This window comes from Nocardioides sp. NPDC059952 (genome assembly GCF_042730435.1).
In the GTDB taxonomy this organism is placed as follows: Bacteria; Actinomycetota; Actinomycetes; order Propionibacteriales; family Nocardioidaceae; genus Nocardioides.
In genome coordinates this window covers 13,899-36,776 of sequence record NZ_JBHWLY010000052.1, presented here as the reverse complement: position 1 = coordinate 36,776, position 22,878 = coordinate 13,899, and the positions used below count along the sequence as shown (strand labels likewise).

The following is a 22,878-nucleotide window of genomic DNA, read 5'->3' as shown; positions in this document are numbered from 1 at the left end:
GTTACCAAAAAAATCCTTCTTTTGTTGGGGCCCCCCCCACGCCTCCGCCTAGCGGCTCCGGCGGCTCGACCAGCGGGGCTCGCCGTTTACCAGGTGCCGCCGAAGGCGGTCTCGGTGTTGGTGTTGACGGCGTGGCAGAGCGCCTCGAGGTCGTCGCCGCGTACGTCGGCCATCACCCGCATCGTCGCCGGGATCATGTAGCTGGAGTTGATCGCGCCACGGTGCGGATGGGGCGTCAGGAACGGCGCGTCGGTCTCCACCAGGATGCGGTCCTGGGGAGTGATCGCGAGGGCGTCTCGGAGGTACTGGGCGTTCTTGAACGTCACCGTGCCGGCGAAGGAGAGGTAGGCGCCCCGGTCCAGGCACTGGCGGGCGAACTCGGCATCACCGGAGAAGCAGTGCATCACCCAGCGCTCCGGAGGGCCGACGCTGTCGATCACCTCGAGCACGGCGTCGTGCGCGTCGCGGTCGTGGATCATCAAGGTCTTGTCGAGACGCTTGGCGATGTCGATGTGGCGCCGGAACGAGTAGGCCTGGGTCTCACGGCCCTCCTCGTCGGTGCGGAAGAAGTCCATCCCGGTCTCCCCCACCACGCGCACCTTGTCATGCGCCCCGGCGAGCTTCTCGATCTCGTCCAGCGCGGCCTCGAGATCGGGCTGGCGAGGCGCGTCGTTGGGGTGGAGCGCGACGCCCGCGACCATGTTGTCGTACGTCTGGGCCGCCTCCACCGCCCAGCGGGCACCGGGCAGGTCGCAGCCGATCTGGACCACCCTGGTCACACCGACCTCGGCCGCCCTGGCCAGTGCCTCCTCCACCGGGAGGCCCTCGTCGCCCCTGACGATGTCGAGGTGCGTGTGGTTGTCGACTACGGGGGCGGGAAGCGGCTCGGGGATCGGTGGAAAGCTCACATGAGCATCGTACGGACCACGGGCTGTCTCCTCGTGGCCCGCCGAGTCGGCGCATCGGCACGATGCTCGCTGGCGCTCGCCGTGCAGATGCGCCGACTCGGCTAGGTGGGCGCTCAGACCGGCTATGTGTGGATCAGGTTGTAGACCTCGCGTTTGGGGACGCCGGCTCGCTTTGCCGTCTCCACGATGGCGTCCTTGCGGGTCAGGCCCTCAGCCTCGAGGTCCGCAACCGCGGCGCGGAGGGAGTCGGGGTCGTTGCTGACCTCGGCACTCGGCTCGGCGCCGGTGACGACGATGGTGACCTCGCCGCGCACTCCCTCGGCGGCCCAGTCGACGAGCTCGGCCAGTCCCCCGCGGCGTATTTCTTCGTGGGTCTTGGTCAGCTCGCGGCAGACGGCGGCGGCGCGGTCGTCGCCGAAGGCGTCGCGCATGGCGGCCAGGGCGGCCTCGGTGCGATGGGGTGCCTCGAAGAAGACCATGGTGCGCTCCTCCTTCGCCAGGCTCCCCAGCCGCCGCGAGCGCTCGCCGGCTTTGCGGGGCAGGAAGCCCTCGAAGCAGAACCTGTCGACCGGGAGGCCGCTGACGGCCAGGGCGGTCAGGACGGCCGAGGGGCCGGGCACGGCGGTGACGCGTACGTCCTTCTCGACCGCAGCGGCGACCAGGCGGTAGCCGGGGTCGGAGACCGAGGGCATCCCGGCATCGGTGACCAGGAGGACGCGGTTGCCGTCGAGGAGATCGGCGAGCAGCGTCGGCGTACGTGCGCTCTCGTTGCCCTCGAAGTAGGAGACGATCCTGCCCTTGATCTCGACCCCCAGATCGCGGGTCAGACGGGAGAGCCTACGGGTGTCCTCAGCTGCGACGACGTCCGCGATCGCCAGCTCCGAGGCTAAACGGGGTGGGGCATCTTCGACACGTCCGATCGGGGTTGCCGCGAGTACGAGCACGCCGTCGTCTGGAACTACCACCCCGATATTGTCGCAGGCTTATATGGTTCCCTCGTGACGACGACGGTGACCGAGGAGCCGGAGCCCCTGGAGGGCCTGGCCAGCACCCCCTCGGGTCACCTGCTCCCCACCGCCTGGGAGCGCGCCCGGCGCCGCATCAGCGGCTCGCCGCGGGCCGGCTGGGCGGCGACGATCGGAATCACCGCGCTCGCGTTCCTGCTGCGGCTGTGGCATCTCGGCACCCCGAAGGTCTTCGCCTTCGACGAGACCTACTACGCCAAGGACGCCTGGGCGCTGCTCGAGTTCGGCTACGCGCGCAACTTCATCGAGGGCGCCGACGAGAACATCCTGGCCGGGCAGCTCGACGGGCAGTTCGCCGACGGGCCGTCGATGATCGTCCATCCCGACGTGGGCAAGTGGATCATCGCCCTCGGCATCAAGCTCTTCGGGATGGACCCGTTCGGCTGGCGGATCGCCTCGGTCGTGGTCGGCTCGCTGCTGGTGCTGCTGACGATCCGGTTCGTACGGCGCGTCTCCGGGTCCATGCTGCTCGGTCTCGTCGGCGGCATCCTGATCACCTTCGACGGCCTCGCGTTCGTGCTCTCGCGCCTGGCCCTGCTCGATCTCTTCGTCGCCTTCTTCCTGCTGCTCGCGGTGCACCTGATGGTGATGGACCGTGACTGGTGCCGGCGACGGTTCTCCGCGCTCGCACCCACGCAGCTCGCCGCGCCCGGCGCCTGGGGTCCGGTGCGCCAGATGCTGTTCCGTCCGTGGCTGCTCTGCTCGGGCATCGCGTGGGGTCTGGCGATCGGCTGCAAGTGGGAGGCGCTCTACCCGCTGGCCGCCTTCGGTCTCCTCTATGTGGCCTGGTCCGCCGGGATGCGGCGCTCCTTCGGCGTACGTCTGGCCTGGCTCCGTGCCTGCCTGGCCGACGGCCCGACGGCGTTCGTGCACCTGGTGGGGGTCGCGCTCGCGGTCTACGTGATGACGTGGATCCCGTGGATGACCCACGCGGACGTCTACGAGGAGTCGCTCTCGGCGACGCAATACACGCGCTACACCGGCGAGGGCCATTGCGAGAACAAGTCGTACGTCCCCGAGAACCTCAACGACAAGCGTTGGCCGACCGCCACGGAGCCGGACGCCTCCGGCCTCGGCGAGGTCAGTCAGTCGCTGCGGTCGCTGTGGTACTACCACCGCGACGTCTTCACCTTCCACACCCACTTCCTGGAGTGCGCCGAGCACACCTACGGGTCCCATCCGATCGGCTGGCTGGTGCTGAACCGGCCGGTCGGGGTCGCCGCCGACACCGGGATCCTGTCCGGTGCGAAGTCGCGCGGCGAGATGTGCGAGGCGACGCCGACGGCGGACCCCGACGGGGACGGCCCGGAGGAGGCCGGGACGTGCCTGCGGCAGGTGCTGCTGCTGGGCACCCCGGTGCTGTGGTGGGGAGCGTTCATCGCGCTGATCGTCTCCGCGTTCATGTGGGTCGCCGCGCGGGACTGGAGGTTCGGGGTCGCCGTCGTCGGGGTGCTGTCGACGTGGCTGCCGTGGCTGCAGTACGCCGGGCGGCCGATCTTCTCCTTCTACATGATCATCGCGCTGCCGTTCCTCGTGCTCGGCCTGTGTCTGTGTCTGGGCAAGCTGCTCGACCGGCCACCGCCGCAGGCCGGCGGAAGCCCCGCCACCCGGCGCCGCGTCGGGGGTGCCGTCGCCGGCGGCATCTTCGTCGTGCTCGTGATCTGCAACTTCGCCTGGTTCTGGCCGATCTACACCGATGAGCTGCTCACCCGGCAGGAGTGGCTGACGAGGATCTGGTTCAAGCGATGGATCTAGACGTACGCGGCCTGGTGCCGCGACCCGGTGGCTTCGACGATCTGGTCGTCAGCGTCGCGGGCGGGGTGATCGCCGGGGTCCGACCGGTGACCGACGCCGATCCGGAGTCGGCCGGGATCCTGCTGCCGGGGCTGGTGGACATCCACAACCACGGCGGCGGCGGCGCATCGTTCCACTCCACGTCGTCGGACGAGATCGCGGTGGCTGCCGGGGTTCATCATGCGGCCGGGACGACGACGCTGCTCGCCTCGACCGTGACCGACTCGCCTTCCCGGTTGCTGTCGGTCGTCTCCGCCTTGGCGGGGGCCGCCGAGGACGGACTGATCGCCGGGATCCACATGGAGGGGCCGTTCCTGGAGCACTCCTGCCGGGGGGCGCACGATCCTGAGCTGCTGATGGCGCCGGACGCCGGGCTCGCCCGTGAGCTCGTCGCAGCTGCCCGGGGGCAGCTGAAGGTGATGACGCTGGCCGCCGAGCTCCCCGGGGCCGACGAGGTCGCCTCCGTGCTCACGTCGGCCGGGGTCGTGGTGGCGCTGGGACACACCGCTGCGTCGGCTTCGCAGACTCGGGCCTTCCTGTCCGGGCCGGGCAGCCTGGTCACCCACCTGTTCAACGGGATGCCGCCCGCGCACCACCGCTCTCCTGGGCCGGTGCTCGGATCCCTGGGGGCCGCCGGTGTCGGAGACGCCTGCGTTGAGCTGATCGCTGACGGCGTACACCTCGACGACGAGACGGTCCGGGCGATGATGTCAATGGTGCCCGGGTCGGTCGTGCTCGTCACGGATGCGATGGCCGCGGCCGGGATGGCCGACGGTGACTACCAGCTCGGCCCGCTGGCCGTGGAGGTACGGGATGGGGTCGCCCGGATCGCCGATGGCACCGGCAACGGATCGATCGCCGGAGGCACCTCGCGGCTCATCGACCAGGTGCGCCGCCATGCGGCCGCGGGGATCGACCTGGCCATGCTGATGAGGGCCTCCAGCCTGCGGCCGGCATCGGTGGTGGGCCTCGACGCGGGACGCCTCGAGCCCGGAGCTCGCGCCGACCTCGTGCTCACCGACGAGTCGCTGCGGCCGACCCGGGTGATGCGCGGCGGGGCCTGGCTCTCGGCGTAGGGCGGGCTCGTATTCTGGGCACCATGTCCTCCACGAAGTCCTCCTCCCCACTCGTCGCCGGGCTCGTGCCCAGGTGGGCGGTCGCAGCCTTCGCGGTCGACGTCTTCTTCGTGCTCCTCTTCGCCTTCGCCGGACGCCAGTCGCACGACTCCGGCCCGGCGCTCGTCGTGCTCCGCATCGCCTGGCCCTTCCTGGTCGGGCTCACCGTGGCCTGGGCCGTCGTGGTCTGGCGCCGCTGGTCGGCCGCCCGCGCCTGGCCGGCGGGCGTGGTCGTCTGGCTCGGGACGTACGTCATCGGGATGCTGCTGCGCGGCCTCACCGGTGGCGGCCTGGCACCGGCCTTCCTGGTCGTCTCGATCCTCTTCCTCGGCCTCACCCTGGTCGGCTGGCGCGGCTACGTCAGCGCCAAGCTCCACTACCGCGCCCGTCGCCGAGCCGGCGCAAACTGACCAGAAATCACGCCGAGTCGGCTCGTTAGAACGAGCCGACTCGGCGTCGTTCTTGGTCAGGACGAGCCGACTCGGCGGGGCTAGAGGGTGGCGGCTGCAGCGACGGGGTCGAAGCCGAAGGGGAGCTCGAGGCGGTGGGCGCGCATCAGGTCGGCGTTGGCGAGTACGTCGACGGTGCGGCCCTCGGCCGCGACGATGCCGCCGTCGAGGATGACCGAGCGCTCGCAGAGCTCGAGGGCGTAGGGCAGGTCGTGGGTGACCATCAAGACGGTGACGTCGAGGTCGCGGAGGATGTCGGCTAGCTCGCGGCGGGAGGCCGGGTCGAGGTTGGAGGACGGCTCGTCCAGGACCAGGATCTCCGGGTCCATCGCCAGCACGGTGGCCACCGCCACCCGGCGTCGCTGACCGAAGGAGAGGTGGTGCGGCGGCCGGTCGGCGAAGTCCTCCATGCCGACCTTCGCGAGGGCCTCGGTCACCTTCGCGTCCAGCTCCGAGCCGCGCAGGCCGAGGTTGGCGGGGCCGAAGGCGACGTCCTCACGGACGGTGCCCATGAAGAGCTGGTCGTCGGGATCCTGGAAGACGATGCCGACGCGGCGGCGGATCTCCTTGATGTTGGCCTTGGTCACGGGGAGCCCGCTCACCGCGACGGAACCGGCGCCGGCGAGGTGGATGCCGTTGAGGTGCAGGACCAGCGTCGTCTTGCCGGCCCCGTTGGGGCCCAGCAGCGCGACCCGCTCACCGCGGTGGACGTGCAGGTCGACACCGAAGAGCGCCTGGTGGCCGTCGGGGTAGGCGAAGGCCAAGCCGCGTACGTCGAGGACTGGAGTGGTCACCTGGGCATTCTCCCTGTGTAGCCGCGCGAGACCATGGCCAGGTGCACCCGTTCGCCGCGCTCGAAGGAACGGATGAACAGCGCGCCGACCGAGCGAGCCAGCACCGGCCAGTGGAGCGGGTTGCGGGCCTCGAAGCCGCGGGATGCGCGGGCGACCGCCATCCGGCGCATCTCGTCGGTCACCACCTCGAGGTAGCGCACCATGAACGCCATGATCTGCACCAGCTGCTGAGGCAGCCGCAGCCGCTCCAGGCCGCGGACCAGCTCCTGGGGCGTCGTCGTCGCGGCCAGCAGCAGCCCGGCGATCACGCCGAGCGTTCCCTTGACGAGCAGCCCCCACGCCGAGAGCAGTCCCGACTCGCTCAGGCTCAGCCCGAGCACCTCGACCCGCGGCCCGTGCGCGATGAACGGCATCAGCACCGCGAAGACCACGAACGGCGTCTCGACCACCATCCGCTTCAGCACCCACCCCGGTCGCACCCGCGCCACCGCGCCGACCGTGACCAGGACGGCCAGGAAGAAGGCGTACGCGGCGAACCACTCCCGCGGGGTCGCCACCACCACGAGCATGAAACCGATCAGGGCGAGCACCTTCAGATGTGCGGGCACCGGATCAGGCCTCGTCGGACGTGGCGGAACGACGGCGTACGACCAGGGCGAGGCCACCGGCGAGGACGAGCACCACCACGGTGCCGATCACGCCGGCGAGGCCCCCGGAGAGCCGCGCGTTCTCGACGCCCTTCGTGCCATAGTCGGCCAACGGGCCGTCGGCCGCACCGTGGTCCGAGGCACTGTCGAGGAAGCCGGTCTGGCCGGCGACGTACTCGAGGCCGTCGGGGTGGGCGGAGGCGTAGTAGGACACCACGCCGGCCAGGAGCAGGGCGACGACGGCGATGCCGAGGGCGACCCACTTGAACGACACGGCCTTCTTCGAGGCGGCGCTCATGCGACCGACTCCTTCGGCTTGATGACCAGGTCACGCTCGGCGATCACGCCGCGCGCGGCGTAGACGAGGTCGGGGCGTACGGACAGGATCGCGCCGACCGCGAGAAACGTGATCGCACCCTCGCCCAGCCCGATCACCGTGTGCCAGCCGAGCATCGCGGTGGCCAGCGTGGTCAGCGAGATGTCGGCGGTGCCGCCGACGGCGTAGAGCGCGGTGAAGACCAACGCCGCCGCGGGGACGGACAGGAAGGCGCCGATCGCCGCCGCGGGGGCGACCAGGCCGACCCGCTTCGGCAGCACTTTGATCAGCAGCCGGCTCACCAGCCAGCCGACGACCACGGTGGTGACGGCCATGAGCAGGATGTTGGTGCCGAGTGCGGTGATGCCGCCGTCGGCGAAGAGCAGGGACTGCACGATGAGCACGACCGAGACGCACAGCACCCCGGTCCACGGCCCGACCAGCACCGCGGCCAGGGCGCCGCCCATCAGGTGGCCGCTGGTGCCTGCGCCGACGGGGAAGTTGAGCATCTGGGTCGCGAAGACGAACGCGGCCACCAGGCCGGCCAGCGGGGCGGTCTTGTCGTCGAGCTCGCGGCGCGCGCCGCGCAGCGCGACGCCTACCGCGACGACAGCGACTGCACCGGTGGCGATCGACGTGGGAGCGTCGAGGAAGCCGTCGGGGACGTGCATGGTCACCTCTTTGATCTGCGTGGGGTCGGACTGAAGCGGAGCCCGAGGAAACTGCTAACGCGAACTTATCGCAATAGCCTGGACCGCGCACTGTCCGGTCGGACGGTTGATCAAGACGTCAGATGTGTCAATCGACGCCAAATGAGTACTTCTCAAGTCATGACTGCCCGCGTACCGTCGACAACATGAGCAGCGCCACCGACATCGTCATCTGCGAGCCCCTCCGCACCCCGGTCGGCCGCTTCCTCGGCGCCCTGGCGCCGCTGACCGCGACCGACCTCGCCACGACGGTCCTGCGCGAGCTGGTCGAGCGCACCGGCCTGCAGGAGGGCGACGTCGACGACGTCATCCTCGGCAACGGCTACGCGAGCGGCGAGAACCCCGCGATCGGCCGCATCGCGGCCCTCGACGCCGGGCTCGGCAACGGCGTCCCCGGCCTGCAGATCGACCGTCGCTGCGGCTCGGGACTGCAGGCGATCCTGTACGCCGCGGGCTCGGTCGCCACGGGTGCCGCGAACCTCGTCGTGGCCGGCGGTGCGGAGTCGATGTCCAACGTCGAGCACTACGCCCTCGGGCTGCGCGGCGGGGTGAAGCAGGGCGGCATCGAGCTGCTCGACCGTCTCGACCGGGCTCGCGAGACCGCCGGCGGCAAGGACCACCCGATCCCCGGCGGCATGATCGAGACCGCCGAGAACCTGCGCCGTGAGTACGGCATCTCCCGCGAGGAGCAGGACGAGCTCGCGCTGCGCTCGAACCAGCGTGCCGTGGCAGCCCACGAGGCCGGCAAGTTCGCCGACGAGCTGGTCTCGGTGACCGTCCCCGGCGGCCGCCGCAAGCCCGATGTCGTCGTCGACCGCGACGAGCACCCGCGTGCCGACATCTCCCTGGAGAAGCTCGCCTCGCTCCGCCCGATCCGGCTGAAGGTCGACGAGGAGTCGACGGTCACCGCCGGCAACGCGTCCGGCCAGAACGACGGTGCCGCGATGTGCGTCGTCACCACCCGCGCCGAGGCGGAGCGGCGCGGCCTGACTCCCCTGCTGGCGCTCAAGTCGTGGGCGGTCTCCGGCTGCGAGCCCGAGCGGATGGGCATCGGTCCCGTCCTCTCCAGCAAGGCGGCACTGAGCCGCGCCGGGCTCACCCTCGACGAGATCGACCTGATCGAGCTCAACGAGGCCTTCGCCGCCCAGGTCCTCGCCGTCCTGCGCGAGTGGAAGGTCGACGCCACCGACGAGCGGCTCAACCCCAACGGCTCGGGCATCTCGCTCGGCCACCCGATCGGGGCCACCGGCGCCCGCATCCTCGCCACCGCCGCCCGCGAGGCGCAACGGCGTGAGGCCCGGTACGTCCTGGAGACGATGTGCATCGGCGGCGGGCAGGGGCTCGCGGCGGTGTTCGAGTCGGTCCGCTGAAGCCGCACCTGGCGGCGTACGAAATCTTTCTGTAGAGCCCTTCGAGAGAGCAGAGAAGACATGGGTCTGGACAAGGTGGTCGGATCGGCCGCGGAGGCGGTTGCCGACATTCACAGCGGGGCCAGCCTGGCCGTGGGCGGTTTCGGGCTGGTGGGAATCCCGTGGTTCCTGATCGAGGCGCTGCGGGAACAGGGGGCGGACGACCTGATGGTCGTCTCCAACAACTGCGGCGTCGACGGTGCCGGCCTCGGGCTGCTGCTCGACGACCACCGCATCTCCCGGGTGATCGCGAGCTACATCGGCGAGAACAAGGAGTTCGGCCGTCAGTACCTGGCCGGCGAGATCACGCTCGAGCTCACCCCGCAGGGGACGCTCGCCGAGCGGATGCGCGCGGGCGGCAGCGGGATCGGCGCCTTCTACACCCCGACCGGCGTCGGCACGATGGTCTCCGACGGCGGACTGCCCTACCGCTACCACCCCGACGGCACGATCGCCGAGGCCTCCGAGCCGAAGGAGGTCCGGGAGTTCCACGGCAAGCAGATGGTGCTCGAGGAGGGCATCATCACCGACTTCGCGCTGGTCCGCGCGACCCGCGTCGACCGGGCGGGCAACGCCCAGTTCAACGCCTCCACGCGCAACTTCAACGTGCCGGCCGCGATGGCCGGCCGGGTGACCGTCGTCGAGGCCGAGGAGGTCGTCGAGGTCGGTGAGATCGCCCCTGCCGACGTCCACCTTCCGGGGATCTTCGTGAAGCGGATCGTCGCGCTGACGCCTGAGCAGGCGGGGCACAAGGACATCGAGAAGCGTACGACGCGCGGCGAGCGCCCGACCACAGCGAACAAGGAGGCCTGAGTCATGGCTTGGGACCGCAACCAGATGGCCGCGCGCGCCGCGCAGGAGCTGCAGGACGGCGACTACGTCAACCTCGGGATCGGCCTGCCGACCCTGATCCCCGACTACATCCCGGAGACCTCGACGGTCGTGCTGCACGCCGAGAACGGCATCCTCGGTGTCGGCCCGTTCCCCTACGAGGACGAGGTCGACCCCGACCTGATCAACGCCGGCAAGCAGACCGTGACCGTGCTCGCGGGAGCCTCCTACTTCGACTCCGCGACGTCGTTCGCGATGATCCGCGGCGGCCACATCGACGTCGCCGTCCTGGGCGCGATGCAGGTCTCGACCAACGGCGACATCGCCAACTGGATGGTGCCCGGACAGATGGTCAAGGGCATGGGCGGCGCGATGGACCTCGTCTCCGGCGCCGGGCGGGTGATCGTACTGATGGAGCACGTCACCAAGAAGGGCGCCCCCAAGCTGCTCTCGGCCTGCGACCTGCCGCTGACCGGTCGCGGGATCGTCAAGCGGGTCATCACGGACCTGGGGGTTCTCGACGTCGCCGGCGCCTCGTTCGATCTCGTCGAGCTCGCTCCCGGGGTGACGTACGAGGACGTCGTGGCGGCCACGGGCGCTCCGGTCGTCGACAGGACCGGCGCGCTCACTGCTTAGTCTCACTATTCAATACCGGAACGCTGTTTCGTAACTCGCGTTTGCACTCCGTCGTTCGAGGTGTGATACCCACCACACCCCTGGAGTGAGTCGTGAAACTCGGCAGACTGGCATTCCTCGTCCCGTTCCTGGCGCTCGTCACGACCTTCCTCCCACCGGCGCTCACGCCGAGCGCCGCCGCTGCTGCTCCCGCGACTGCGGCGGCTCAGGGGCCGCAGGCGCGGGTCGGAGCGTGGAAGCCGCGGCCGGCGACGTACGGCGTGGTCGTCGAGAAGGACGTCCAGCTCACGATGTCCGACGGAGTGGTGCTGCGTGCCGACGTCCACCGGCCAGCGAAGGCCGACGGCACCGCGGCGCCGGGCCGGTTCCCGGTGATCCTGACGCAGAACCCCTACAACAAGAACGTCGCCGGGGGCGGCGGTGACTACTTCGTCGAGCGGGGCTACGTCTGGGTCCAGTCCGACGTACGCGGCACCGGCTCCTCCGCCGGCCAGTGGGACGCGTTCGGCGACCGCGAGCAGAAGGACGGCCTCGAGGTGGCCAACTGGGCGACCTCGTCCAAGCGGACGTGGAGCAACGGCGAGCTCGGCCTGTGGGGCCCGTCGTACATGGCGATCAACCAGTTCTTCACCGCCGCCCAGCACCCACGCGGACTGAAGGCGATGTTCCCGATCGTGCCCGCCGGCGACGTCTACCGTGACGTCGTCGCCTCCGGTGGCCAGATCGACGCCGGTTTCATCCCGCTGTGGTTCGGGCTGGTCACCGGCGCCGGGCTGGTGCCGCCTGCCGTCAACTCGACCCGCCCGGAAGCGACCCTGACCACGCTGCTGCAGCACGTCAGTGGTGCGCTCGGGTTCCAGGTGCCGATGCTCGCCAGCGCGCTGCTCGGCACCGACGCCGGCTACGACGGCCCCTTCTACACGAAGCGGTCACCGTTGAGCGTGGTCGACGAGATCGACGTACCGACGTTCGTGACGGCCGGACAGTACGACATCTTCCAGCGCGGCGCCCCGATGCTCTTCGACCGGATGCAACGGAACGGGGTGGACACCAAGCTGCTCATCGGGCCGTGGACGCACGCCGAGGCGTCGATGGGCGCCGGCCTGGAGGGCAGCGGGATCAACGGCCTCGACGAGATGGCGCTGCGGTGGTTCGACACGCACCTCAAGGGTCTGCCCGACTCCACCCTCGACCGCGACGTCGCCCCGGTGACCTACCACGAGATCGGGTCCGGGAAGTGGCGCACGATGCAGTCGTGGCTCGGGAGCGAGGTCCGCGCGAAGACGTACGCCCTCGGGTCGGCCCTGAAGCCCGTCGGCGGCGACACGATCCTCCCGCTGCCGGTGCAGGGGCTGTGCTCGCGCAGCACCGCGCAGTGGACCGCCGGCGCCCTCGCGATCCCGGGCTGCGAGACCGACAACCGGATCAACGACGCGCTCGGGGTCTCCTACGAGACGGCTCCGGCGACCTCGGACCTGGCCTTCTCCGGCCCGCTCAACGCCGATCTGTCGGTCTCCACCACCGGCACCGACGGCCTGATCTCGGTCTCGATCGAGGATGTCGCGCCCGATGGGTCCGTCGACCGCATCACCGGCGGCTGGCAGACCCTGCGCCACCGTGCCGTCACGGCGTCGAAGGCGCGGACGCTGAACGGTCAGGTCGTCCAGCCGTGGCATCCCTTCATCCGTTCGACCGAGCAGGCGGTCCGGCCGGGCCAGATCTATCGGGTTCCCGTCGAGGTCTTCCCGACCGGCGCGGTGATCGAGAAGGGCCACCGCCTCCGGGTCACCGTGCACTCCTACGACGTCCCCCATCTGCTGCCCAACGTGAAGCAGTTGGTCCGCGGCGTCGCGGGCGTGGTCACCGTCCACCACACGACGACGAACCCCTCGACGCTGGTCCTCCCGGTCCGGAGGTAGCGCCGAGGGGTCAGTCCCGGGGGCGAGCCGTCAGAGGCTGGCGGCTTCGTCCGGCACGCGCTCGGAGACCTTCGGGTCCCGGGCGCGTGCCGCGTCCACGAGCAGGTACGCCGCGATCGCGGCTCCCGCGGCCAACGCGACCGCGGCCGAGGCGTAGGCGGCGCCGTAGCCCTCGGTCGTGACCAGGCCGGCCGCGATCAGGGTGCCGAGGAATCCACCCACCTGCTGGGTGGTCGTGGTCAGGCCGGACCCGATCCCGGCGTGCTCCGGCGCCAGCGCACCCATCGCCAACGCCGTCACCTGCGGCATCGCGAGGCCGAAGCCGAGGCCCATCACGACCGCACCGGGGAGGACGTCGAGGGGGAAGCCGCCTTCTCCGGGGAGACGGACGAGGTAGACCATGCCGGCGACGAAGGCGAGCACGCCGACGAGCAGGACGCGCTCGGACCCGAACCGTTCGGCCAGCGTGGCGCTGAAGCCGAGGCTGGCGATGGCGATCACCACGCTGACCGGGAGGAACGCCAGGCCGGTCGAGAGTGCTCCGAACCCGAGAGTGTCCTGCAGGTAGAGCGTCGTGACGAACTGGAACGTGAACCCACCGAAGGTCAGGGTCAGCAGGATCAGGTTCGCGAGTGCGAACCTGCGCTGGGCGAACAGGCCGCGCGGGAGCAGGCCGCCCTTGGCACCGGTCCGCGGCGTACCCTCCACCGCGCGGAGCGCGACGATCAGGGCGATGATCCCGAACGGCACGTTGATCAGGAAGGCCCAGCGCCAGGACGCGACGTCGGTGAGTACGCCACCCAGGACCGTCCCGACCGAGGCACCGATCGAGCCGACGAAGGCGAGCACCGCGAAGGCGCGGAGGCGCTCGCGGGGCTCGGCGTAGAGACCGGCGATCATGCCGAGCACCACGGCCGAGGCGATGCCGCCGCCGAGACCTTGGACGAATCGCGCGAGGACCAGGGAGATCGGGTCCCAGGCGAGGCCGCACCATGCCGAGGCGAGCGTGAAGATGCTCAGCCCGGCCAGGAAGACCGGGCGGGTGCCGAACGCGTCGCCCGCCCGGCCTGCCGGGAGCAGGACGAGCGCGAAGGCGAGCAGGAAGCCGTTGACGATCCAGGACAGCGAGGCGTCGCCGAATCCCAGGTCGTCGCGGATTGCCGGAAGGGCGACGGTCACGACCGTGCCGTCGAGGATCACCATCAGCTGAGTGGCTGCGAGGGTCGCGAGCGCGACTGTCTTGGTCGTCATAGATACGACCATAGAAGATTGTTTGTTATGAAACAATCTATTTCGGGATATTAATTTTGAAACCTATCTCTAGCGGGACGAGGCAGGCGCCCGACGCCGCAGCGTCATCGTGTGCGAGGGCGTCGCCCACGGCCCCTCGACGAGGTGCTGCAGCGCCTCGATGAAGGCCTCGCCCTCGCTCGGCGCCAGACCCTCCAGCGCCTTGGCGACGGTCGCGTTGTAGGCCTTCGAGGCCTCCTCGAGCGCCTTCACGCCGGCCGGCGTGAGCGCGACGATGCGGGCGCGGCGATCGGTGGTCGAGACCCGCCGCTCGGCCAGGCCGCGGCGCTCGAGGTTGTCGAGGGTCGTGACCATCGTGGTCTTGTCGAGCATCGCCATCTCGGCCACAGCGTTCTGGGTGTACTCCCCCTCGGCGGCCTTCATCAGCACGCAGTACTCCCGCACCGAGAGCTCCAAGTCGGCCAGCGCCTCGCCGACCTGGGCCGCGAAGGCGTGAGCGGATTGGTTGAGCAGGAACAACAGGTCGATACGCGGTCCGGTCATGAACTAGATCTTAACGAACCATCCGATATGGAACTATCTTCTGATCAACTATCCACCCCAAACGGCGCCCGACCCCGCATACATCGGGATCGAGCGCCGTCCGGCATGCCTCAGAGGTACTGGGCGAGGTCCGCCTGGATCTCCTCGGGCGCCACCGGCGGCTCGTAGCGCTTGATGACCTCACCCTCACGCCCGATGAGGAACTTGGTGAAGTTCCACTTGATGTCACCGGGCTCGGTCGCGGGCGTCAGGTCCTTGACCGCCTCGTAGAACGGCCCGAGGTGCGGGCCCCAGTCGCCCGGCGCCTCGGCACGCAGGAAGTCGTAGAGCGGCTCGGCGTTCTCGCCGTTGACGTCCACCTTGGAGAGAACCGGGAAGGTCACGTCGTACGTCGTCTTGCAGAACTCCTGGATCTCGTCGTCGGTGCCGGGCTCCTGACCGAGGAACTGGTTGGTCGGGAAGCCGATGACCTCGACGCCGGAGTCCTTGGTGGCCCGGTAGAGCTCCTCCAGGCCCTCGTACTGCGACGTCAGACCGCACTTGCTGGCTACGTTGACGATCAGCAGCAGCTTGCCCTTGTAGTCACCGAGCGAGACGGGGCTGCCATCCGCGGCGGTCGCTTCGAAATCGTACGTGGTGGTCACAGGTCTCTCCTCGATCGAGTTGCGGTGCAGGGGGACAACCTTGCTCGGCCCGAGGTTATGCCCCGCGCTGATGCGGAACCGACGAGGCCTCCAGGGCCAGACGCCGGTCACGCGCGACCGTCATGATCGCGGCCGACATCCATTCCAGCGCCTCGGGCATCTCGTAGGCGATCTCCTCGAGGAGAGTCGGCATGTCGTGCCGCCCCACGGAGAGGAGCATCTCGCTGAGCGAGCCGTCGGGCGCAGCGACCATGAACCGGAACTCGATCGCCTCGGGGGTCACCGTCGCGGCGCACCGACTGGTCTCGAACGTCCACTGCGCACGGCGGGCACCGCCGTGGGCACCGGAAGTCGTCATGACCGGGCATCCTATTCAAGTTGCCGCCCCGGCCGCACCCCTTTCATGCCTCGGATCAACCCTCGAACAGTGATTCGAATCTCGTCACCAGACACACCACCCCGACGCACGCGAAGCAGCACGAGGACCGGTACGTTCGTCCGCGGTCATTCAGCGGGGGAACACTGGAGAGGGACACAACTTCACATGATGGGTGGGCATCACGCGGCCTCTGGGGCTGCCGCGTGGATCGCAGTGACATCGTCGGCACCGATCGCGTTCGGGTGGTATCCGGGCGTCTCGGACATAGGCGTGATGACCGGCACCCTGGTGTGCGCCGGCGCCGCGCTGCTTCCGGACGCCGACCACCACAACGGCACGATCGCCCACTCGCTGCCACCGGTCTCCGAAGGCTTGACCAAGATCGTCGGACAGGTCTCCGGCGGCCACCGCAACGGCACCCACTCGATCCTCGGCGTACTCGCCTTCACCGCCCTCGCCTGGGGTGCTGGGAAGCTCTCGCTCGAGACCGAACACTTCGGCAGCGTCCTGATCGGCCCAGGAATCATGTGCGTCCTGCTGGTCGCCTTCGCGATGGACGCATTGAAGCTCACCCGCAAGGGCGTCCACTGGCCATGGATCCCGGCGGTGGCGCTGGCGGCGGTGATCGCGATCTTCGCGCCCGAGGAGTGGTGGTGGATGCCGTTCTCGGTGGCCCTCGGCTGCGTCGTACACCTGATCGGCGACTTCGTGACCACGATGGGGATCCCGCTGTTCTGGCCGATCGCACCGAAGCCGCCGAAGTGGGTGCGGCGCAACAAGTGGCTGCCGTTCGACAACATGTGGACCCGGGGCGGCAACTTCGCCCTCCCGGTCCTCGGCGACGCCGGCTCCATCCGGGAGTGGGTCGTGATGACCCCGGTCAGCCTCTACGCCGTCGTCGGCTTCGGCTGGGCGCTGCTGAGCCAGATGGGCTTCGACGTCGACAGCCGCTGGGACGACCTGGTCTCGAGCCTCAGCACCCTGGTCTGACCGGCGGCTCGCCGCTCAGCTGTCGACGGACCGCCGGCGCCCACGCAGCGGGCGGAGGACGAACATCCCGGCCAGCAGCGCGAGAGCCGCGAGGAGCGCCGCGACCGCGAGCACCCCGCTCAGGACGACCTTCGTCTGGACGCCGCGGTGCTCCTCGCCGACATCGTCGGAGACGATCAACGTCATCGCCACGATGGTGTCCTTGAGGAGCTGGATGAAGCGGGTCATGTCCTCGGACCAGACCTGCGCGGCCGGCCGCCCCGGGGCGTGGGACTCCAGGTCTCGGACCGCGCCCGCGAGCGAGCCGTCGTTGATGACCTGGACGACCGCGTTCTGCGACACCAGCCCACGGGACCCGTCGGCGAAGGTGCCGTCCGAGATCTTGTCCAGCGCCTTCTGCGTGGCCTTCGGGGCGTCGCCGTAGAACGAGCGTGAGGTGAGCTGCCAGGACGTACGCGCCTCGCTCATCGCGTCCATCGACTCCTCGTCGATCCTCCCGGTCATCAGCGCCGGCACCATCAGCGTGCGCTCGATCCCCAGCGACTCGGACGCCGACCGGACGTACTTGAGGTTGGTGACCTGCTTGTAGATGTTCTCGTTGCGGATGTTGGGCATCTCGGTCGCGAAGTCGAGCAGCTCGTAGGCGGTGTCGGTGTAGGCGGCGACCGCCGCCTCCGTGCTCGCCTTGTCGCCGTCCTCGAGGTCCGAGCGGTAGGCGTCGATGCTCTTGAGGACCGTGTAGGTGCGCTCGACCCGTTCCCGCAGGCTCGGGGTGTCGGCGAGGTCGACCTTGGTGATGTCGTCGTGCCACGCCTCGATCGAGTCGTCGGTCACCTGGCGATAGGCCTGCCGGACCGCGGCCGGGACCTGGTCGGAGCTCAGCGCGTCCCGCTCGAAGATGAGATCCATCCCGAGCTCATAGCTCTCCGGGAGCGCTCCGGCGATCGTCATCGCGCGACTGGAGACGGCCCGCTCCTCGAGCGCGTCGGTGAAGGTCAGTCCGCCGAGGACCAGGGCGATCAGCACCGGGACCAGCAGCAGGCCGAACACCCGGTTGCGGAGGAACCTCGGCTTCGGGGCCGCATGGGACCGAGGCGTACGCAGCGCCGACTCGACCACGCCGGCGACCGCCGTCACCGGCGATACGGAGGGGGCCGAGGAAGCCGAGGACGACGTGGACGACGGGAGCGCCAGGGGCTTGAGCCCGGCGGGCAGCTCGCGGCTGCCGGCAGGAACCGCGGGCACGACCTCGGGCCGACGCGCGAAGGCGACGACCTCGCCGGCGGTGGGCCGCCGGGAGGGGTCCTTGTCCATCATCGACGCCACGAACTCGTCGACATGGGACGGCACGGTGACCACGTCGTTGACGTGCGGGACCGGCGCGGTCACGTGCTGGTAGATCATCGAGACCGGCTCGGAGCCGGCGTACGGAGCGCGTCCGGTGAGCAGCTCGAAGTACACACAGCCGAGCGCGTAGATGTCGCTCGGTGGGCCGACCACGTTGTCGGCAGCCTGCTCGGGCGAGATGTAGGGCAGGCTCCCCATCACATGGCGGGTCGAGGTGAGCCGCTCGGCCTGGTGGCTGGCCAGCTGGGCGATGCCGAAGTCGAGCACCCGGATCCGGCCATCACCGTCGTAGACGAGGTTGGACGGCTTGATGTCACGGTGGATGATCCCGGAGGAGTGGACCGCGGTGAGCGTACGCGCGACCTGGACCATCGCCTCGCTCGCCTCCTCGACGGTGAACCGCCCCTGCTTCTCGAGACGGTCGGCCAGCGTCGGGCCCGGCAGCAGCTCCATGACCAGGTAGACGATGCTGCCGTACTCGGTCTGCTCGACCCCGACGTCGTGCACCTGCACCGTGCCCGGGTGACTGGCCGCCGTCGTCGAGAGCGCCTCACGCCGGAAGCGCTCGGTCACCTTGGGGTCGGCGGAGGTCTCCACGACCTTCACGGCGACCCAGCGTTCGAGCCTGATGTCGGCTGCCTGCCAGACCTCGCCCATCCCGCCGCGTCCAAGCAGTCGGTGCAGGCGGTATCGGCCTGCGATCGGGGGGCGCGTTCGCATGCGCATATGTTGTCGGACTCACACCCCGTGCGTCTCGTGTACGCACCGATGAAGTCCGCCGATCTTTGCTATTGTTGCCGGTTTACGCATCAACTGCTCGCCCTCGCGCTCGGAGCAGCGCGACGCCGAGCGCGGCGAGCACCGCCAGCACGATGCCGGTGAAGACTCCCCAGGCGATCGTCTGGTTCTGGGCGTCCCTGTGCTCGCGCTCGATGTCGTCGGCGAGCCGGTTGGCGGCGTGGACGACCACCTCCTTGAGATCCTCGACGTAGCCGGCCGCATCGGCCAGCCAGAGCTGGTCCACGGGCCTGCTGTCGTCGCTGTCCTCCAGCTGCCTGACGACGTCCTCGACGTCACGGGCGTTGAGAACCCGGATGACGGCACGCTGGGACGAGACCGCGTAGGACCCGAACTCGAACGACCGGCCCGAGATTCTGTCGAGCCGCTGCCGCGTCGCCGGATCAGCGCGCCGATAGATCGACTCCGAGTGGGTCGCCCAGGAGTCCTGGGCAGCGCTGAGGTCGGCGATGCCCTGGTCGCTGATCCGCTCGTTGCGCAAGGCGTTCGCCATGATCCTCCGCTCGAGTCCGAGCACCTCCGAGACGGACCCGATCAGCTCCAGGTTCCGGGCCTGCTTCGCCAGCTCGTCATCGTCGAACGACGGCAGCTCGGCGGCGAGGTCGAAGAGTCCGTTGACCGCGTTCGTGTACAGCTCGACGGCCACCAGCTTGCCGGACCGATTCCCCTCCCGGGCGGCCGCACGGATGTCCGAGAGCCGCTCGAGGGCGGCCGCCGACCTCTCCGTACGCCGCCGCAGCCCCGGATCGCCGGCGGTGTCCAGCTTCTCGACCTCCACGGTCCAGGCGTCGATGGACCGGTCGGTGATCTGGAGGAAGTCCTCGGTCAGTGCCGCATCGGTCCGCAGCGCGTCGCGCTCGATCGAGAGGTCGAAGGCGAGCTGGAAGCTGGTCGGCAAGATGTTGGCCAGCGGCTCGGCGCTGCCGATGCTCGACATCTTGTCGCCGGCCCGGAGGGTGCCCCAGCCGCCGAAGACCAGCCCCGGCAGGACGAGGACCATCAGCACACCCAGCAGCGTGGGCGAGAGGCGCGGGCCTCTGATGTCGACCGGACGCACGATCCGCTTCGGCGGAGCGGCGACCCCGCTCTCGAGCACGGTCGCCACCTCGTCGGCCCGGGGACGCTTGACCGGGTCCGGGTCGAGCATGGCGGTCGTGATGCCATCGAGGTGGCCGGGAACGGTCACCAGTGTGCCGACCCGCTCGGGCTCGAGCCCTGCGTACGGCGGGCGGCCGGCGAGCAGCTCGAAGAACACGGCACCGAGGGAGTAGATGTCGCTCGCCGGTCCGATCCGCTTGCGGTCGATCTGTTCAGGGGACATGTACGGCAGGCCCTCCCCGCCGCGGGGCGCGGGCGCACCGACGAGAGCGATCCGGCCGTCGGGGGCGCACCCGATGGTGGCCGGTCTGATGTCTCCGTGCACCTGCCCCGCGGCGTGGCCCGAGGCGAGGAGGCGCGCGACCTGCGCGACGATGCTCGAGGCCTCATCAGGGGAGAGCGGGTGCTGCTGGACAAGCCGGTCGGCAAGATTCTGACCGCTCAGAGCTGGTCCGCCCTGTCCGGTCAGATGGTTCACATGCTGGCGACCGGCGCGTGGGGGACGGATACGCATGGGTCCATGGTCCCTGGTGAGCAGCCCTGACGGCCCGGCCTCAACCGAGAGTTTTCCTGGACTTGGCCAAGAGTTCGACTCCCCCGCGGGCTACCCCGGCCGGAGCCGGATCCCGTACTGCTGCACCTTCCGGTAGACGGTGGCACGCGACATCCCGAGCTCCGCGGCTGCTTCCTGCATGGTGATCCCCGGACGGGTCAGGACGCGGACGATCTCGCCCCGTTCGAAGGCGTCGATGCGGGACAACGGCCGCCGGGTGTCGGAGAGTACGTCGGCGGGAAGGTGGCGCAGATCGACCTGGTCACCGGCGCTCACGGCCCGCTGGACGACCTGGACGAGCTCGGCGACGTTGCCCGGCCAGCCGTGGTCGTGCAGCGCCCGCTCCGCGGCCGGGGTCAGCGCGACCTCGCGGCCCCGCACCCTCAGTCCCACCTGATGCACCAACGGAAGTACGTCCTCGGGCCGCTCCCGCAGCGGCGGCACCTCGACCACGGTGTCGACGAGATCGGCGAGGGCCGCCGGGATGCCGTCGAAGGTCTCGGCGGTCATCGCGAACGGCACTCCGGCGACCGCCCCGGGCGCCGCCTCGACGAGGAGGGCGTGCAGCCGCTCGGCCACCCAGGCCGGAAGCATGTTCACGTCGCGTACGACCACAGCGGTGTCCTGCTTGGCGAGCTCCGGCGTCCACAGCGACAGCCAGGCCTCGGCGTCGGCCGGCTCCGGGGCGGAGGCCGCCAGGATCCGGTCGCGGGGCCGCAGGTCACGGAACGCCTGGGCGACCAGGGTCGTCCGCCCCACCCCCGGCTCCCCGACCACGGCGACCCGCCGGCCGACCCGGAGCGCGTCGCGCACGCTCCCCAGCGCCTCGCACCAGGCGGACGAGAGGTCGCGGAGGCTGCCGGCGCCCGGCTCCAGCCGGGGCGCCTCCACCCGGAACACCTCGCCACGGGGAGCCGGGCGCGGGAACCGGCCATGGGCTCGGGCGAGCATGAGCGAGGCGGTGTTGCTGGCCGCCGACTGGGCCAGGGCGAGCAGCAGGTCGTGGGACGACTCCGACCAGGTGGTCAGGTTGACGCTGCCCTCCAAGCGCCCGCTGATCGGGTCGATCACCGGCGCGGCGGCACAGGTGTAGCTGCACAGCGAGAGCGAGTAGTGCTCCTCGGCCCGGACCACTGTCGGCGTCCGGTCGGCCAGCGCGAGGCCGAGCCCGTTGGTGCCCGCCGCACGCTCGGCGTAACTGAACCCCGGCGCGAGGTGGACGGCGTCGAGGTCCCGGAGGAGCTGCTGGTCGCCGCTGAGCCGGTTGAGCACCAGACCGCCCGGGTCGGTGAGCATCAGGCTGACCGGCTCGCCGACGAGCGTCCGGTGGAGGTCGTCGAGCACCTCCTGACCGCACTGGAAGAAGAGCGACTCCTGGTCGTAGGCGCCGGAGAAGACCGGGTCGACCTCCTCGACCGAGACCCCGTACTCCTGGCTGCGCTGCCAGGAGGCACGTACGCGCGGCGCCAGCGCCGACGCGTCGACGGCCGCGGTGCGCTGCGCGATCGGGTGGCGGCCTGTCATGTGATCGACGTTACATCCGCCGCCCGGCGCGGGCAGCCCGGCAGCGTCTCAGATTGAGACGGTCGAGGTCTCACATTGAGACGCCGCACCCCTGATCCGCGCGCCGCAGCCGCCCTAGCGTCCTGTGACGAAAGCCACAGAACGGAGGACCCGATGTACACCAAGGACAACGAGTCGTACTTCATCGTCGACGCCCACGTCGCGCTCTGGGACGCCCGTCCGGAGAACCAGCGCAACATCCACGGCAAGCAGTTCATCGACTGCTTCTACGACTACCACCGCAACCTCTCCCCCGAGGCGGAGCACTGGTCCTACGAGGACTACCTCTACCAGGGCGGCGAGCGGCTGATGCACGACCTGTTCGAGGTCGGCTACGTCGACCACGCGATCTTCCAGCCGGCCCACCTCGGCGAGTTCTACACGAACGGGTTCGGGCAGACCGAGGAAGCCTCACAGCTGGCGGCGAAGCACCCCGACAAGCTGACGTACAACCATCACTTCGACCCGCGCAACGGCGAGGCCGGGCTCGAACAGCTCCACGCCGACGCCGAGCGGTTCGGGCTCCAGGGCGTCAAGCTCTACACCGCCGAGTGGCACGGAGAGTCGCGCGGCTGGAAGCTGACCGACCCGTGGGCGTACCGCTACTTCGAGGCCTGCCGCGAGCTCGGGATCACCAACATCCACATCCACAAGGGCCCGACGATCCGGCCGCTCGACCGCGACGCGTTCGACGTCGCCGACATCGACCACGTCGCCAGCGACTTCACCGACCTCAACTTCATCGTCGAGCACGTCGGCCTGCCACGGCTGGAGGACTTCTGCTGGATCGCCACCCAGGAGCCCAACGTCCACGGCGGGCTGGCGGTCGCGATGCCGTTCATCCACACCCGGCCGCGCTACTTCGCGCAGATCCTCGGCGAGCTCGTCTACTGGATCGGCGAGGACCGGATCCAGTTCTCCTCCGACTACGCGATCTGGACGCCGAAGTGGCTGATCGAGCGGTTCGTCGACTTCCAGATCCCGGAGGACATGACCGAGTACGCCCCGCTCACCGTCGCGCAGAAGAAGAAGATCCTCGGCCTCAACGCCGCGAAGATGTACGACCTCGAGGTGCCCGCCGAGCTGCGGCTGCCCGAGGCGGACGAGACGGCGACGGGTCCCCGTGAGCCCGAGCGGGCCGACCTCGCGGCGGTGTGAG

Annotated in this window: 22 protein-coding genes; 9 read left to right on the top strand and 13 right to left on the bottom strand. The window is 69.8% G+C overall.

Features of this window, described 5'->3' with window-relative positions; all coding sequences use genetic code 11:
* Nucleotides 1–86: 86 nt before the first annotated feature.
* Entirely contained in the window at nt 87–908 is an 822-nt protein-coding gene (locus tag ACFV9G_RS21130) for a TatD family hydrolase (protein ID WP_378729537.1), read from the bottom strand.
* A 122-nt stretch (nt 909–1,030) separates the two neighbouring features.
* On the bottom strand, nt 1,031–1,873 hold the full coding sequence (rsmI, locus tag ACFV9G_RS21125) for a 16S rRNA (cytidine(1402)-2'-O)-methyltransferase (protein ID WP_378729535.1): 843 nt from the start codon (nt 1,871–1,873) through the stop codon (nt 1,031–1,033).
* Between the two features lie 33 nt (nt 1,874–1,906).
* On the opposite strand from rsmI, the gene ACFV9G_RS21120 reads away from it, so the two are divergent.
* From ACFV9G_RS21120 to ACFV9G_RS21110, 3 genes are read left to right on the top strand one after another with little or no spacing between them, the layout of a single operon-like run.
* The gene (locus ACFV9G_RS21120; RefSeq protein ID WP_378729533.1) at nt 1,907–3,688 is read left to right on the top strand and encodes a dolichyl-phosphate-mannose--protein mannosyltransferase; all 1,782 of its coding nucleotides are present in this window, start codon (nt 1,907–1,909) and stop codon (nt 3,686–3,688) included.
* Complete coding sequence (locus tag ACFV9G_RS21115; RefSeq protein ID WP_378729531.1) at nt 3,679–4,803, top strand: N-acetylglucosamine-6-phosphate deacetylase; 1,125 nt, start codon at nt 3,679–3,681, stop codon at nt 4,801–4,803. Before ACFV9G_RS21120 ends, ACFV9G_RS21115 begins: the two co-directional genes overlap by 10 nt.
* 23 nt (nt 4,804–4,826) lie before the next feature.
* Nucleotides 4,827–5,252: a DUF3054 domain-containing protein gene (locus ACFV9G_RS21110; protein WP_378729529.1), complete on the top strand. Its 426-nt coding sequence runs from the start codon at nt 4,827–4,829 to the stop codon at nt 5,250–5,252.
* An 80-nt stretch (nt 5,253–5,332) separates the two neighbouring features.
* Here ACFV9G_RS21110 and ACFV9G_RS21105 read toward each other — a convergent pair whose 3' ends face one another.
* Genes ACFV9G_RS21105 through ACFV9G_RS21090 form a run of 4 tightly spaced genes read right to left on the bottom strand, consistent with a single transcriptional unit; the run spans nt 5,333 to nt 7,719 of the window.
* Nucleotides 5,333–6,085 carry an energy-coupling factor ABC transporter ATP-binding protein gene (locus ACFV9G_RS21105; RefSeq protein WP_378729527.1) on the bottom strand — a complete coding sequence of 251 codons (753 nt, stop codon included), beginning with the start codon at nt 6,083–6,085 and terminating at the stop codon, nt 5,333–5,335.
* Entirely contained in the window at nt 6,082–6,693 is a 612-nt protein-coding gene (cbiQ, locus tag ACFV9G_RS21100; protein ID WP_378729525.1) for a cobalt ECF transporter T component CbiQ, read from the bottom strand. The genes ACFV9G_RS21105 and cbiQ overlap by 4 nt, the downstream gene beginning before the upstream one ends.
* 4 nt (nt 6,694–6,697) lie before the next feature.
* The gene (locus ACFV9G_RS21095; protein WP_378729523.1) at nt 6,698–7,030 is read right to left on the bottom strand and encodes a PDGLE domain-containing protein; all 333 of its coding nucleotides are present in this window, start codon (nt 7,028–7,030) and stop codon (nt 6,698–6,700) included.
* On the bottom strand, nt 7,027–7,719 hold the full coding sequence (locus ACFV9G_RS21090; RefSeq protein ID WP_378729521.1) for an energy-coupling factor ABC transporter permease: 693 nt from the start codon (nt 7,717–7,719) through the stop codon (nt 7,027–7,029). Before ACFV9G_RS21090 ends, ACFV9G_RS21095 begins: the two co-directional genes overlap by 4 nt.
* Nucleotides 7,720–7,904: 185 nt before the next feature.
* On the opposite strand from ACFV9G_RS21090, the gene ACFV9G_RS21085 reads away from it, so the two are divergent.
* The 4 genes from ACFV9G_RS21085 to ACFV9G_RS21070 all read left to right on the top strand — a co-directional run bounded on the left by ACFV9G_RS21085 (nt 7,905) and on the right by ACFV9G_RS21070 (nt 12,553).
* Nucleotides 7,905–9,128: an acetyl-CoA C-acetyltransferase gene (locus tag ACFV9G_RS21085; RefSeq protein WP_378729520.1), complete on the top strand. Its 1,224-nt coding sequence runs from the start codon at nt 7,905–7,907 to the stop codon at nt 9,126–9,128.
* A gap of 60 nt (nt 9,129–9,188) precedes the next feature.
* On the top strand, nt 9,189–9,980 hold the full coding sequence (locus tag ACFV9G_RS21080) for a CoA transferase subunit A (protein WP_378729518.1): 792 nt from the start codon (nt 9,189–9,191) through the stop codon (nt 9,978–9,980).
* Between the two features lie 3 nt (nt 9,981–9,983).
* Complete coding sequence (locus ACFV9G_RS21075; protein WP_378729516.1) at nt 9,984–10,634, top strand: CoA transferase subunit B; 651 nt, start codon at nt 9,984–9,986, stop codon at nt 10,632–10,634.
* Between the two features lie 92 nt (nt 10,635–10,726).
* A complete protein-coding gene (locus tag ACFV9G_RS21070; protein ID WP_378729514.1) occupies nt 10,727–12,553 on the top strand; it encodes a CocE/NonD family hydrolase in 1,827 nt (608 codons plus the stop codon).
* 30 nt (nt 12,554–12,583) lie between these two features.
* On the opposite strand, the gene ACFV9G_RS21065 is transcribed toward ACFV9G_RS21070, so the two are convergent.
* The 4 genes from ACFV9G_RS21065 to ACFV9G_RS21050 all read right to left on the bottom strand — a co-directional run bounded on the left by ACFV9G_RS21065 (nt 12,584) and on the right by ACFV9G_RS21050 (nt 15,349).
* Nucleotides 12,584–13,804, bottom strand: coding sequence for an MFS transporter (locus ACFV9G_RS21065; protein ID WP_378729512.1), 1,221 nt, complete (start codon nt 13,802–13,804; stop codon nt 12,584–12,586).
* A gap of 69 nt (nt 13,805–13,873) precedes the next feature.
* Entirely contained in the window at nt 13,874–14,347 is a 474-nt protein-coding gene (locus ACFV9G_RS21060) for a MarR family transcriptional regulator (RefSeq protein WP_160025466.1), read from the bottom strand.
* 110 nt (nt 14,348–14,457) lie between these two features.
* Nucleotides 14,458–14,991 carry a glutathione peroxidase gene (locus ACFV9G_RS21055; RefSeq protein WP_378729509.1) on the bottom strand — a complete coding sequence of 178 codons (534 nt, stop codon included), beginning with the start codon at nt 14,989–14,991 and terminating at the stop codon, nt 14,458–14,460.
* A gap of 55 nt (nt 14,992–15,046) precedes the next feature.
* Nucleotides 15,047–15,349, bottom strand: coding sequence for a hypothetical protein (locus ACFV9G_RS21050; protein WP_378729507.1), 303 nt, complete (start codon nt 15,347–15,349; stop codon nt 15,047–15,049).
* A gap of 186 nt (nt 15,350–15,535) precedes the next feature.
* On the opposite strand from ACFV9G_RS21050, the gene ACFV9G_RS21045 reads away from it, so the two are divergent.
* Complete coding sequence (locus ACFV9G_RS21045) at nt 15,536–16,360, top strand: metal-dependent hydrolase (RefSeq protein WP_378729505.1); 825 nt, start codon at nt 15,536–15,538, stop codon at nt 16,358–16,360.
* Nucleotides 16,361–16,375: 15 nt separating this feature from the next.
* On the opposite strand, the gene ACFV9G_RS21040 is transcribed toward ACFV9G_RS21045, so the two are convergent.
* The 3 genes from ACFV9G_RS21040 to ACFV9G_RS21030 form a co-directional block, all read right to left on the bottom strand.
* On the bottom strand, nt 16,376–18,427 hold the full coding sequence (locus tag ACFV9G_RS21040) for a protein kinase (RefSeq protein WP_378729503.1): 2,052 nt from the start codon (nt 18,425–18,427) through the stop codon (nt 16,376–16,378).
* A gap of 82 nt (nt 18,428–18,509) precedes the next feature.
* The gene (locus tag ACFV9G_RS21035; RefSeq protein WP_378729501.1) at nt 18,510–20,117 is read right to left on the bottom strand and encodes a serine/threonine-protein kinase; all 1,608 of its coding nucleotides are present in this window, start codon (nt 20,115–20,117) and stop codon (nt 18,510–18,512) included.
* A gap of 90 nt (nt 20,118–20,207) precedes the next feature.
* Complete coding sequence (locus ACFV9G_RS21030) at nt 20,208–21,680, bottom strand: GAF domain-containing protein (RefSeq protein WP_378729499.1); 1,473 nt, start codon at nt 21,678–21,680, stop codon at nt 20,208–20,210.
* A gap of 153 nt (nt 21,681–21,833) precedes the next feature.
* Between ACFV9G_RS21030 and ACFV9G_RS21025 the strand changes: the two genes are divergently transcribed.
* Nucleotides 21,834–22,877 carry an amidohydrolase family protein gene (locus ACFV9G_RS21025; protein WP_378729497.1) on the top strand — a complete coding sequence of 348 codons (1,044 nt, stop codon included), beginning with the start codon at nt 21,834–21,836 and terminating at the stop codon, nt 22,875–22,877.
* Nucleotide 22,878 lies beyond the last annotated feature (1 nt).